Below are 14,514 nucleotides of genomic sequence, written 5' to 3'. Positions count from 1 at the left end.
CTTTTTAAATTAAAAATGACAACAAAAGCCATCTTGCCGTTCATAGGATTCGGCAGCATTAAATTTGGAATGGAAGAACACGAAGTTTCCAGCAACATTGGTGATCCTGATGAAACAGAAGTTCAAAACTATGGAGATGGAGGCTCAGCAACTGTATTGTATTACGATGACCTGGGTCTTTCTATGTCTTTTGACAGTGAAGAAGGATACCGATTAGTAGAAATTTCTTTCGAAAGCGACCGTTTTATTCTGCACAATGCCATTAAACCAGGCATGTCGAAAGAAGACTTTTTAGAAGCTTTAGAAAAACTCGATATGGGTGAGTATGAAGTGGAAGAAATTGATGAAGATGGACTTGAAGATATGGAACAATATATTTTCGATAAAGAAAACATTAACATCTGGTTTGAAGAAGGAAGTTTAACTACTATTCAAATTGGTCCTGAATTTGTTGACGATGATACCATCAGATGGCCGAAAAGAACAACAGAGGATGATGAATAATATACAAAGCCCGGTTTATCCGGGTTTTTTTATTCCTTTTATTTATTAATTAATGGAATGATAAGGCCCATTCACTGATAAAAACCATTTATTACCCAAGTTGTAGTATAAAAACGAAACATAACTTAAAACCTTTCGTTTTATAGCAAAGAAATAAAGATTTTGGAGATCTCTAATATTCTCCTATTTTTACAGACAAGTAAAAGATATAGACAATGAAAAAGATTTTGTTATTTGCCGCTGTATTGTTTGTTGTTGCAATTGGAATGAGTTCATGCAAAACCACACAAGATTGTCCTGCATACAGCCAAGCACCTACCGAACAACCTGCAGAGAGAGCGTAAACTTATCATTCAGGTAAAAGCATATCAAGTGACATAAAAGGATGTTATCATCGCTTTTGTGTTGCTTTTTTATTTGCATTTCGCAAAGCCCCAGCACTGTTACATATTTATTCAATCTTTAAGATTTCTTAAAACTTTATTAAAAAAATCATTTTCTTATTTCTTGAACATTTAATTATGAATTCTTACTTTTGCAGTGCATTTTTGAAGACCTTATTAAAACAATTCTTAAAAAAGCAATAAAATGTCAAAAATCAAGATTGGGATTAACGGTTTTGGCCGTATCGGACGTTTCGTTTTCCGTCAGGCTGTAGCTAAAGGAACTATTCAAGTTGTTGCTATCAATGACTTAATTGATGTAGATTACATGGCTTACATGTTGAAATATGATTCAACTCACGGCCAATTCAGCGGAACTGTTGAAGTAAAAGACGGTAAATTAATCGTTAACGGAGATGAAATCCGCGTTACAGCTGAAAGAAACCCTGCTGACATCAACTGGGGTGCTGTAGGTGCTGAATATGTAGTTGAGTCAACTGGTTTGTTCTTAACTAAAGAATCAGCTCAAGGTCACCTGGACGCTGGTGCTAAAAAAGTTGTAATGTCTGCTCCATCTAAAGACGATACTCCTATGTTCGTTATGGGTGTAAACAATACATCTTACTCTAACGACATGAACTTTGTTTCAAATGCTTCATGTACTACAAACTGTTTAGCTCCTATCGCTAAAGTATTGAACGACAAGTTCGGTATTGTTGATGGTTTGATGACTACTGTTCACGCTACTACTGCAACTCAAAAAACTGTTGACGGTCCTTCAGCTAAAGACTGGAGAGGTGGACGTGGTGCTAGCCAAAACATTATTCCTTCATCTACTGGTGCTGCTAAAGCTGTAGGTAAAGTAATTCCTGAATTGAATGGTAAATTAACTGGTATGGCTTTCCGTGTACCAACTCCAGACGTTTCAGTAGTTGACCTTACTGTAAACTTGGCTAAGCCTGCTTCTTATGCAGACATCAAAGCTGCTATGAAAGAAGCTTCTGAAACTTATTTGAAAGGTATTTTAGGTTACACTGAAGATGCTGTTGTTTCTAACGACTTCACTGGTGACACTAGAACTTCTATCTTCGATGCTGAAGCTGGTATCGCTTTAACTGACACTTTCGTAAAAGTTGTATCTTGGTATGACAACGAAATGGGTTATTCAGCTAAAGTATGTGAATTGATTCAGTACATGGATTCAGTAAAATAATTGAATTTCCATATATTTTAAAAGCCTCCCTTTGCGGAGGCTTTTTTTTATTTTATCAATCTATAATTCAGTAATTTATTTTCATTCCATCACACTTAAGAATGGTAACAATAGGTATTCATCTTTGAGGAATCCGGGAATGCCTAACAATATAGTTTGGAGGCTTTAAAAATTTAAAGACGAATGAATTGAATTATTAGAAATACCTGATTGAACGCATTGCTCCACTTTCTTCCTTCTTCTTTTTGCTAAACATTCTGTTTCGGTTTCTTCTGAGTATTTTATTTGTATCAAAACTTAAGGTTATTTCATGACTTCCTTTTGAAATACCCGAAGGAGCGGTAGACAAATCATACGAATAGTGCATATTAATATTATCGCTAATGCGAAAGCCACCAATAAATGCAATAGAATTATTTATCCGATAGGATATCCCAACAGAGAAAATCTCGCTATACAACATTTCAACATTTGCATCAATACTATACATGCCATTTTCAACAAATCGAACCAAAGTTGAGGGTTTTAGATAAAACTCTTTATTGAGCGCAAAACCATAGCCTGAAGAAATATAATAATGTCTTTTGACTTCAGTGAGTATCTGATCACTATCTTTATTTTTAAACCCATAAGCTAAGAACTGAGGAATAGAAAATCCAAAATAAAAAGATGGTGAATAAATAAATAGACCTGCTCCAAAATTTGGTTTGAAACTATTTTGGGACGTACCAACAAAATCAGGATCCTCCTGATCAATTAATTTCCAATCCAGTCCTTTAAATCCATAATGATTTGTTATTGCCGTAACACCCATCGACATAAACATATTATAACGTAACCGTATCAAATAAGAGTAATAAAAATTAACTCGATTATTTTGAGTTGGACCGACCTGATAAGAATTTAAGGCTCCCCCCAGTGAAACCATTGATTTATTTAATGGAGAATGAACAGATACATTGTAATTGACCGGAGCACCATCGATTCCCATCCATTGATGCCGGGCCATAATATTTACTGAAAAGGCATTTCTGACCCCAGCATATCCGGGATTAATCATCAATTGAGAATACATGTACTGAGTTGACAGCGGTTCTAACTGAGCAAGTACTCGTAATGAAAGTAACAAAAGCAGTATAACTATGTAACTTCGTTTTCCCATTATCTGCTTAAGTAAATTGAACCCGTTAGAGACTGAGAAATACCTTCAATAGAAAATACATAATAATAAGTTCCACTGGGCACAGACTTACCTTTCATTAGTCCGGAATTAGCATTACCGTTCCAGTTATTCTGATAATTGCTTTCACTGAATACGGTTTGCCCCCATTCATTAATAATGGTCACTGAAATGTTGGTATATTGCCTGAAGTCAGGAATATAAAAAGTATCGTTATATCCATCCCCATTAGGAGAAAAGCCATTTGGTATAAAAAAATCGGTGGTACCATCATTCTGAACATCGATAAAAACCCATGCTTCAGAGCAGTCATTATCAGCATCACAAAGAGAATACTGAAGCGAGTCTATTCCTCCAAAATTCCGGGGAAAGGCAGGAATCAATGAATCATCATCAAGGTATGCATCCCCTTTGGTAAAGTTCTGTAGAATTGTAACAACATATGGTAAATCCCCTTTTATAATATCATTATCAAGTATCGAATAAACAGTATTTGTTTCATGAAAATATACCATCGAATCATTAACAGCTTCAGGTATGTAGTGCACATCATCAACCCTTATATCAACTATGGCTTCATCACATGAACCAGAGTTATTACAAACTTTATATGTAAACTGATCCATTCCATTATATCCTTTTTCGGGTGTATACTGTATAGTATTATCATTATTTACAATAACAGTTCCATGCGCAGGATCTGATTCGACAACCAGAGAACCAACTCCCTCATTTACACCTATATCATTATTCAATACATTAATCCTAACGGTCTCACTTTCATTTACTACAGCATAGTCATTATAGGCGATTACAGAACTTTGTATCTCATTAACAGACAAAGTAAATGGTGAAAAAGAAATGACATTATTGTGTGATCTCACATTAATATATGTCAAAGCAAATACAAAGCTTAAAATGGCTATTTGAAGATGTCGAATCACAAGTATGTTTAAGTGTTTCTACAAACATAATATTTAGGATATACTTCACAAAATATATCTGTAATACACTTCAATAAAAAAATGATTGAACATGATTAATTATTAATACCCCAAAAACTGGTAATTAGATTTCCTATTTCGCCTGATTTTAGAGCATGGTATAGCACCCTTACCTCTTTCGCGGCAAATCCTGTAACTAAGAACTAATTGATAATTACTACCATAATCTATCTGAGCCCTTGTTAAACCAAGTTGATATTCAAGACCAAGACTAACCTGCTGATAAACAACACCGCCTGTAAAAGCCAATCCAAGACTTTTTCCAAATTTATGATCTACGGTGTGTCTGTAAGCAACTAATCCCCATGTCGACCAATCGGGATTTGGAGTGGGTAAATAAGCTTTTAGATTTAAGTCCATTCTGCTATCGGTTAGAACATTTTTTCTGAACATGAACAATGGTTCAAGGTACAGATCTCTATCGGCCACCTTAAAACTACCTCCAGCATGAAGATTAAAATCCAATACCCTGTCTGGTTCATACATCGACTGATACATAGAGTTTGTTTCAGGTAGGAGATTGGTAATGGCAAATCCTATATGCGTTTCATTATATTTAAGCAAAGCTCCCGTACTCGCGTTGAATCCAAAACCACTTTCTCCAGCACCCGTAATGATTGGATCGAAAGCTCCCCCATCCAATAAATTAGACATATCTAAAGAGGTTTGCTCCAGTAAAAAGGATAAACCAAAAGAAAGAGTCATAAGTTTCTTTCTTTTCTTCAATAACAATATTTCATATGAGAAGGCCTGATTTAAACCCAATTCTTTATAGTTTCCATTTCTGTCATTATAAATGTAAGTACCAGATCCCATCTGTCCGCCAACAGGCATTTGTAAACTTAATATTTGTGTACTTGGTGCTAAATCAGTACCAAGCCATTGCTTCTGATAAAATCCATGCATGGTAATGCAGTTCTTCTGGAATGCAGCCGCTGAAGGATTCATCTGAAACAAGTCATATACATATTGATTTGTCAGATAATATTTTTGGCCATTAACCACCGTTAGGGTAATGGTAATACCAAATAATATTGCTAAAAGCTTCTTCATCGTTTTAAGGTTAAATTACCTTTTAAGTGTTTACCAAGAGGTACAAGTTCTATCACATACCAATAATCATCAGACTTCATTGGCTTACCTAAATATTTACCATCCCACCCCGGATCAGTAGCTGAGTATTTATGTAAAAGCTTTCCATATCGATCGTAAATACTAATAATACTCTCGGGTAAACGATCTAAGCCTGTGATCTCCCAGGTATCATTATATCCATCGCCATTGGGAGTAATAAATTTTGGAATTTCCAGATCTAAATTGTCATTGATATTTACTATTTCGGAAACCATACATCCATTCACATCCATCACGTTGAATATATATTCTCCATTTTCCAGGTTTCTAAATACATTATCATTCTGATAAAATCCATCATTAATGGAATATTGATAAGGCTCTGTTCCTCCTTGTGGATACAACACTACCTGAGCATAAATTGAAGTATCAAGGCTGGCAATAATAGGAGTTGGTACAACTACCATCTCCATGGTATCGGCTAAATAGAAACATCCATCGTTTACAAGCACAGAATAGATACCAGGATTACTTACCCAAATTTCAGGATACTGCTCACCTGTGCTCCACTGAATATTGTTATACGTCCAGTCTACAGACAGTAATAATGAATCAACGCTACATATAGAAGTATCATTCAACAACTCAATTTCAGGTTCACTCAGATGTTTTACCATCTTGGTATCAAAACCACGACAGCCATTAGCATCAACAACATTCACAATATTTACGGTATCTGAAATTTCTCCCCTTATTGTTCTTGTAACTTCACCATTTTGCCATTCATAAGAAACAAAATCGCCGGCATCCAACTCAATTGCTCCCAGAACAGGACAGATATATTCGTCTTCTCCCAGATCAACAACTACCTGTGGAAAATAGCTTACAGTAACAGTATCGGTACTACTACATCCATTGTTATCAGTAATTTTCAAAGCATGTCTACCATCTTCCACTACAATATTCTGATCAACAGAACCATTAGACCATAAATAGCTATAACCTGCCGGAGCTGATAAAGAATGTGTCAATCCCGGACAAAGAGTTACATCAGGGCCCAAATCCAGTTGCGGTGCAGGCTGTACATTTATCTCAACAGAATCTGCTGCCACACAACCAACTGTATTAGTAACCTCAACCTTATATTTACCTGCTGTTGTCACCAACAACTCATTGGTATTCAAGCTTGCATCATCATTCCATTTATAACTTGCAAAATCGCCTTGAGCTGTGATCACCAAATATTCCATCTCACAAGCTGTACGATCATCACCCAAATCAATATCAGGGAATGGATTTAAAATCACTACGGTTGTATCTGATTTCTGACAGCCATTCACATCAACTAATTCTAATTTATAACTACCTGGTTCTGTTGCCGGATAATCAATATCTGTTGCCAACCACTGTTCTCCATTTTTATTCAACTTATACCAGGAGTATGATTGATAGTTAGTCTCATTATGAGTTAACGTCTGTCCTGTATTTAAACAGTTGGTGAATGATTCTGGTAGGTTCAATGGAGTAACAGAATTTTCCGATATCTGAATTGTTGCTGAAGCCGCACAACCCAAAGTATCAACAACCGTTACAGAATATTCGCCTGGTATTGTCACATTATACTTGGCTGTCTGCCAAGAACTATAGCGTTGATTGGTGGCATCATTCCAATACAGATAATCAAAAGGACTACCTGCGTATGAAGAAACTCTTAATTCATCCTGTTCGCCGGGACAGATGGAATAAGCAATTGGAAGTTGAACACTTGGTTTACTATATTCCGTTACATTCATATCATTTGTTCTTACACATTGTCGGTAAGTTGTTACAAGTGCATAAAATCCAAATGCATCAATCTCAAGATTTTGATTAGAAGACATTAAAAGCCCGTTTCGATACCATTCATAACTATCATATCCGGCAGTTGCAATAATGGTTGCCTTTTCATCTTCACACAAATAATTAGACAATTCAAGTTCCGGAGTAGCAATATTATATATCTCAATATTCAACCCATCTGATACTGCACAGCCATTTACATCATTGGCTTCAACAATATAATCTCCCGAATGAGAAACCTGGGCATTAATAATTTGATATTCATTTTCAGGGTTTTGATTTACTAAAGTCACTTCAGGATTCAATCCATCATTATATTTCCATATATAATTAAAGAATGATGAAGGAGCTGTTATGGTGAGGTCTGTTTCAACACATGCTGACAAATCATTTCCCAACTCAAAAGTAACCGGTGTATAATTCGATAATTCAACGGATTCGACAGAAGAACACAATGTGTTTTTATCCGTTACTTGTAAACTATAGGTACCTGCCTGATTTGTCTCCAGATAAGAGTTGGTAGAGTTATCACTCCACAAATAGTCATAATTAGCAACATTAAGATTGATATCTTCAAACCGATGCGTGATACCAGGACAAACAATGGCATCATCCAATTTAAACTCCGGCACAGAATTAATGGTAATTTCCACACTATCTTTACTTTCACAGCCATTTACATCTACAACCTCTAATTTATAGGTTCCACTTGTATTTGCCAGGTAGTCAACATCATTAGCAACATTGATATCCATACCAGATACAACCTTAAACCATGAATAACTTAATGGATTAATTGCTGTATTTTGTAAGGTAACACCTATATCATTACAGGCTGTAAACGGACCATTAAGTTCAGGTGGCGTAACTGCAAACTCTGTAATTTCAATATTGTCTGATGCTTTACACCCCAACGTATCAACAACCGTAACAGTATATATTCCCGGAGCAGATACCTCATATGAAGCCTGACTAATATCGCTATATCTTGTATTGCTATCTCCATTCCAATATAAATAGTCGAAGACACTATATTGATCTACGCCTGTAAACTGAACATTCGAAATAGTTGTTTCTACATCCGGACAAATAGAATAATCATTAGGTAAGGTAACTGATGGCAATCCGTGCTTCTCTACATCAGTGTGATTTGTTTTTACACAACCTGGAACAGAAGCAACCACTGTATATCTTCCTTCTTCATTAATATAAATTGATTGTAAATCATCATATTCTGGCAGATACGCTCCATCATGATACCAAAGGTATGTTTTGTATAAATTTGATGCGATTATTTCAATAGTATCTGACTCACATAAATTCTCTGTTTGAACCAGCTCTAAATCTGTTGTAACAATAAATTCTACTTTAATACTATCTTCAACACGGCAACCATTAAAATCTTCTGCAATTGCCTTATAAAATCCATTATCAGCTGTTTGCCCGTTAAGAATTATCATTGAATCCTCTGGTGATGGTACTGATAAATTAGTAATTGAAGAACCATCATTAAAAGTCCAGGAATAATTAGAATGATTGGAGATAGAATAAATACTCAAATCAATTCCCGCACATTCCTGACGATCTGGGCCAAGGTTAATTGGTATAGGTGAATAATTGCTTAAATAAGCTGATTCTGAAGCTGAACAGCCATTTGCATCTGTAACTTGTAAAGTATATTGTCCGGTATTTGAAATTACCAAAGACTGATTAGTTGAACCGTCACTCCATAAATATTGATAAGCACCGGCGGGACCATCAAAAGAATGGTTAATATTCGGACAAACAGTTGCATCATTTAATGTGAAAGATGGAGTCGCATTGATTGTTATATCAACAGTATCAGAATTCTCACAACCATTTGCATCCAATAAAGTAAGCTTATAAGAATAAACACCACTATTCAACCCTGAAACAATGTAATCGTTGTTTTCAGCTACTTTAATTTCTGATCCCGAAACCAATTGATACCATTCGTAACTCTGCGCATTGGTTAATGGATTTTGTAAGGTAATTTTTTCATCCTCACAAATGGATGATTCGGTCAAATTAATGGATTGAAGCGTATGTTGAGTTACATCAACCTGATCATTTGATATACAACCAAATTTATCAACTACTGTAACAGTATATTGTCCTACCTGATCAACCTTATATTTAGCAGTTGACCAATCTGTAAAGCGGACATTATCATTGGTTTCCCAATAAAGATAATCAAGACCTCCTCCACTGGATGATTGTGTATAATTGGCAATCGTTAAAGTGGTTTCTCCACCTGGACAAATGATATTACCATCTTTCAACTCAACTGTAGGTAATCCATATTCCAACACATCAATATTATTACTGGCAGAACATTGCGACAATGTTACCTCAACAGTATATTGACCCGGTTCAAATATTTCTATCGAACGTAAATCAGCAAACTGAGTTTGTTCTGCTCCATCTTTAAACCATTTGTATGCATTATATCCTGATGAAGCAGTTAAAGTCACCGTATCATTTGCACATAAGTTTTGACTAAGAGTTATGGCTGGTACTGGTACATGAATAAAACTAACATTTACTGAATCTTTAACCGGACAGCCATTTGCATCTTCAGCTTCTACCTTGTATTGTCCCTCGGTTGATCCATCTGTTTTCAATACCAGATATTGATGCTCAGTCGGGTTACCAATAACTTCTGTTTCAACAGCTCCATCATTAAAGAACCAACTAAAATTATTATAATTCTGAAAGTCAGAGACGTCTAATAATGCTTCATCGCACTCGACTCTATCTGGGCCTAAATCAATTGGAAAAGGAATTGTAAAACTTAATTCAGCTTCATCTCTTCCAACACAACCATTTGCATCTGTTACTTCCAACCAAAAAGTACCCTCCGTTGTTAATTCATTCGTGCTATTTGTACTACCATCATTCCATAAATAAGAATAACCTGTTCCTGTTGGCCCGTTAACTATAATTGATTCTCCCACACAAGTTGTTTCATCATTTAAATCAACAGCAGGTAATTCATTTACCACTATGTCAAAATTCTTTGTTACATCACATCCATCGGAAGTTAAACAGCTTACAGTATAAGTACCCGATATATTTGGTATTAAATAGTTTTGAGTTGGATCTGTATTCAGAATAATTCCGTTTAAGCTCCATTCGTATTCTGAGAAGGTATTTACTATAGTAACTGCCTGACCTTTACAAACAGTATCTAAATCTAAATTTATCTCAGGTATAATGAATGCTTTAATATTAACGGTATCACTATTTGTACAACCGTCCGCATCTGTTACCAAAACAGATAGATCCTCATCATAAAGTTCAGTTACAGTAACACTTGTATTGATTGTATTTGCACCATTACTCCAATTATAAGTGTATGAAACCTCTTGACCTGCAAAATCTAAAACTGTTCCCGGACAAACAGTGGTATCATTTTTCAGATCAATATCCGGGCGATTAAAAACAACATCAATTGTATCAACTAACTCGCAGCCACCGAATATCATTTCTGCCTGCACCCAATATTTACCACTTTGATTAACATCAATTGATCTTTGAGTTGGATCAGAAACAATTCCGGATGGTTGGTCTGAAAACCATTGATAGGTTAACATTTCCTCATCGGTTGTTAACTTCAAAACATTTCCATAACAAGCTTCAGTCAAACCACTTATCACCATATTACTATATGACGAAAAGTAGCCATAACTAGCACTCTTACCATTTTCCTCTAAAACACTCAGGTGAAAAAGTCCTGTTGAATTAGAAATATAATAAGGTTGATTTGTAGAAATTGAAGAACTTAGATCAAGATTACAAGTAAACCATTGCTCATCACCGACTCCACTTCCTTCTACCTTATTCCAGACAATATTTTTAAAGAAATCCGATATTTGATTTCCATTTTCATCTTTAATGGTAAAGTTTTCTTTATCCGCTTCTTTAACTAATAGTTGCAGATAAAAGTGATCTGTAAATATCCGCGTAAAGCTAACCATATCAGATCCTGTACATTCTGAATGTGGTATTAATGAACTACCCAGTTCATTACCATTGCCATAATCTAAACTCGATAACTGATAGACATATATTGGTTTAGTACCTTCGATGTACATATTATGCTGAGTAATATCTATCGTTATCTGTTGTCCTTTATTTAAGGTAGTTACAATGTTAGTTTTACCGTTTAGGGTTATTTTTGTATTGTCTTCAGTGGCCAATACAAAAACTTTATTGATTGTTTTATTATGTCCGTTGGGTGCCGTATTAACAACCACATAATTAAAACCAATAACATTAGTTGGTATTAACTGATCTCCTATTAAATCCCAGGATCCTCCGCCATTCTTATTTTCATTTATTGAATCGTCAGAAATTGTAACAGCAATTGGACTATTTGAGGAAATATATGAACCTGCCAAGGATGAACCTTGTGTTGTGTTTGTATTTTCAACACAAAATGTTTGCCCTCTATTCAGGGTTATTTCAATTGTATCACCAGCAGAATAACCAACCACATCAGCAGTCGGAATAAATATAATATTTGTATCATCTGTTGTAGCTACAATATCTACTTTCTCACTAGCCTTTGGTGTGTATGTTTGATTAATATATATATTCTGAGAAGGAACAAAGAATTCATTTCCTAAGGCGTTTGAACCTTTTAACGTAAACTTGTCAGGATTACTACCATTTACAACCTCATAATAAACGCTGATATCGGCATCATGGGCTGTTATTAGTATACCCTTATTATTAACCTGATTGCTCGGCCTGTTTTCAATAACATCCTGAGCATAATTATAATCGTTTACTGTATATTGGGTATTAGGTCCAATATATACATTAACGGTAGTGAAAGATGAGTTTGCAGGACTTGAAATGGTAACATTCGTGCCAACATCAAAAGTAGTAATACGAAAAACAACCGGAGAATCACCATGAGCATTTGTAACTTCAGGTGCTACAAACCAGAACTCACGCCCCACTTGCGCATTGGAAATAAAACCAATACACAATAAAAAGATACTCATTGAATAGGATAGTAGTTTTTCTTTCATATGCTAAAATATAAGCGTATAATATCACCCCACTGCTTTGGATAAACAATGCTATTTATTCAATATGTATTGTGCGAATATGTTTGCTCTCCTGTCTGTATCCTACTTTAACATATTAGCAGTTTGGATGTGTTAAAATGTATTACGCAGCCTTTTTAGGAAAGTTTGTTTTTTAGTAAAGAAGTTTTAATATTTTTTAGGATAAATAAGCTTATATGATGATTTTAAGGAAGATATTAAAGTCTTTTTTTTCTGTATCTTTTCTATTCAGTTCCCTACAATGAATTTAAAATCTTAACGACGTGTCATAAAATACTAACTTACATTATATATAAAGGCTTATTCTCCTATTTGAGGTATAATAACTAGGTGACTATACCAACACCAATTACCCTCTTTATCTTTAGTTGTTAACGTTACCAAGGTTCGTCTCGTTTTTTGTAACAGATTTAATTTAACCATATAAATATCTTCATACGTTTGAACATTATTATAAATTACGCCATTTATGAAACAATTTATACTGCCTATATAATCACTCTTATTGTACTTAAATGAAATTTTGATATTCTTACCGGCAACTTCAATATGCGGAGACTTTCTATCAGTTGAAACCCTGAAAGGTTCCATCTCAACTTTAGAAATAAATTTGTCAATAGAAATCTTTCCTGACATTGGAAACCTTGGAATGGCAAACAAGTCATCAGATTCACACCAGACACCAGAGTTTTGAGCAAAAGATAAGCGATATCCTTTACTTTTAAGTACACTCATCATACTTTCATCAAATTCGCCAAATGGATAAGCATACGACTTAGGAATGCTTCCTAAATGTTTTTTAAATAGTTTATCTGCCAGATCCAGATCAGATTCAAAATAAATACTTCGCTCTTCTACATCTTTGTTTAAAAAGTAGGCATGCGAATGCGAATGATTTCCAATTTCCACACCCTCTTTTTGAATCGCTTTTAATTCATCCCAAGTTAAATAATCACCCCAACCAACACTTTCTGTATTGACATAAATAGTAGCTTTCATGCCATATTTCCGCAAAATTGGTAATGCATTTTGCAGAAAAGACTTGTATCCGTCATCAACTGTTATACATACATATTTTTTCTCATCCTTATCATTTAAGGCATAAACCTGAGATGAGGTAACTGAAATATAACCATTCTGTTTCAGCCATTTCATCTGATCTTCAAAATCTTCCACAGATGTATTTGTAGATGGATATCTGTCATCTCCAAATCGATGATAAACCAATGCTTTAACAGACCATTTATTGTTTTGAATGACTTTTGAAATAGCTAAATGCCAGGCCTGAAGCGAGCCAATAAAAAATAGGCTGGTAAAAAACATTACACTCAACCATTTATAAACTTTGCCAGAGTGGATCGTCTTCATCTATATCAACTAATTTATAATGATCATATTGCGTAAAATCATTTTGTCTGATAACGGCACCTAGTATTTTCACATATTCATCCCTCAGCTCAGAATAATTCACCAGATACTGAATTAACTCATACGGATCATCAGACTCCAAACGCACTTCCCGTAATTTTTTATATGCCGGAGCCCGGGCAACAGTAATTAAATAATCGTAAACAGAACCATACAGGTTATTGTACTTACGAAGATAAATTGTGTTATCATCCCTCGTTTCTGAAGCAGCAATTCTTTCTTCAAATTCATTGTACGACCAAATACCAAATACGTTATTGGCTTCCAGAAAAAAACGTGAAGTACCCCATCCACTTTCAATAGCAGCCTGAGCCAATATAATACTGACCGGATGATTTTCTAAACTATTAATTACCTGATGTATATCCTTACATTTAAAATATGTAACAATCGAATCAACCAATAAACTATCATGGGCTTTGATTCTGCCTTTCTCAATCTTTTGAGCCAGTCGTTCGAGCTTCTTTCTTTCCCGCTCAACCTTTTTCTGCGCTATCATTATTGAAGGAAGCATCAAATTCACAAATAAATCTTTTCTCTCTTCACCCCTGACTTTCCTCAAATCGGGATTACCATGATAAATGATGGGTACTACCAAAGAATCAGACTGAATTACAATGGAATCCAGACTATCAACATAAACCTCTTTAAATGGAGAAATAACAGGACTGGTTTCTACTCTCAGCCATATAAATAGACCTGCGATAAGAATCAATAGAATTCCAAGTACTAGTACAACTCCATTCTTTCTGGATATCTTCGACATATATGTTGGATTAATTCATAA

At 35.0% G+C, this 14,514-nt stretch carries 9 protein-coding genes; 3 read left to right on the top strand and 6 right to left on the bottom strand.

The annotated features are described in order from the left end of the window. The first annotated feature begins 15 nt into the window (after positions 1-15). From ACRD62_RS16940 to gap, 3 genes are all read left to right on the top strand, one after another. Complete coding sequence (locus ACRD62_RS16940; protein ID WP_430821311.1) at positions 16-504, top strand: hypothetical protein; 489 nt, start codon at positions 16-18, stop codon at positions 502-504. A gap of 215 nt (positions 505-719) precedes the next feature. Then, the gene (locus ACRD62_RS16935) at positions 720-848 is read left to right on the top strand and encodes a hypothetical protein (protein WP_321409749.1); all 129 of its coding nucleotides are present in this window, start codon (positions 720-722) and stop codon (positions 846-848) included. A 244-nt stretch (positions 849-1,092) separates the two neighbouring features. Beyond that, complete coding sequence (gene gap, locus ACRD62_RS16930) at positions 1,093-2,100, top strand: type I glyceraldehyde-3-phosphate dehydrogenase (RefSeq protein WP_430821310.1); 1,008 nt, start codon at positions 1,093-1,095, stop codon at positions 2,098-2,100. A gap of 196 nt (positions 2,101-2,296) precedes the next feature. Here the strand turns inward: gap and ACRD62_RS16925 are convergent, their stop codons facing one another. The 6 genes from ACRD62_RS16925 to ACRD62_RS16900 all read right to left on the bottom strand — a co-directional run bounded on the left by ACRD62_RS16925 (position 2,297) and on the right by ACRD62_RS16900 (position 14,493). Then, a complete protein-coding gene (locus tag ACRD62_RS16925; protein WP_430821309.1) occupies positions 2,297-3,262 on the bottom strand; it encodes a PorP/SprF family type IX secretion system membrane protein in 966 nt (321 codons plus the stop codon). Then, positions 3,262-4,224 carry a T9SS type B sorting domain-containing protein gene (locus ACRD62_RS16920; RefSeq protein ID WP_430821308.1) on the bottom strand — a complete coding sequence of 321 codons (963 nt, stop codon included), beginning with the start codon at positions 4,222-4,224 and terminating at the stop codon, positions 3,262-3,264. Before ACRD62_RS16920 ends, ACRD62_RS16925 begins: the two co-directional genes overlap by 1 nt. Before the next feature lie 102 nt (positions 4,225-4,326). After that, positions 4,327-5,337: a PorP/SprF family type IX secretion system membrane protein gene (locus ACRD62_RS16915; protein WP_430821307.1), complete on the bottom strand. Its 1,011-nt coding sequence runs from the start codon at positions 5,335-5,337 to the stop codon at positions 4,327-4,329. Next, complete coding sequence (locus ACRD62_RS16910) at positions 5,334-12,260, bottom strand: T9SS type B sorting domain-containing protein (protein WP_430821306.1); 6,927 nt, start codon at positions 12,258-12,260, stop codon at positions 5,334-5,336. The genes ACRD62_RS16915 and ACRD62_RS16910 overlap by 4 nt, the downstream gene beginning before the upstream one ends. 339 nt (positions 12,261-12,599) lie before the next feature. Next, positions 12,600-13,667, bottom strand: a complete 1,068-nt coding sequence (locus ACRD62_RS16905) for a polysaccharide deacetylase family protein (protein ID WP_430821305.1) — start codon at positions 13,665-13,667, stop codon at positions 12,600-12,602. Beyond that, positions 13,636-14,493 (bottom strand): glucosaminidase domain-containing protein, encoded by an 858-nt coding sequence (locus ACRD62_RS16900; RefSeq protein WP_430821304.1) that lies wholly within the window; start codon positions 14,491-14,493, stop codon positions 13,636-13,638. Before ACRD62_RS16900 ends, ACRD62_RS16905 begins: the two co-directional genes overlap by 32 nt. Positions 14,494-14,514: the final 21 nt, after the last annotated feature.

Origin of the sequence: Carboxylicivirga caseinilyticus, from assembly GCF_050589785.1 — a bacterium.
Classification (GTDB): domain Bacteria; phylum Bacteroidota; class Bacteroidia; order Bacteroidales; family Marinilabiliaceae; genus Carboxylicivirga; species Carboxylicivirga caseinilyticus.
This window is presented reverse-complemented; position numbering and strand designations above follow the sequence as displayed.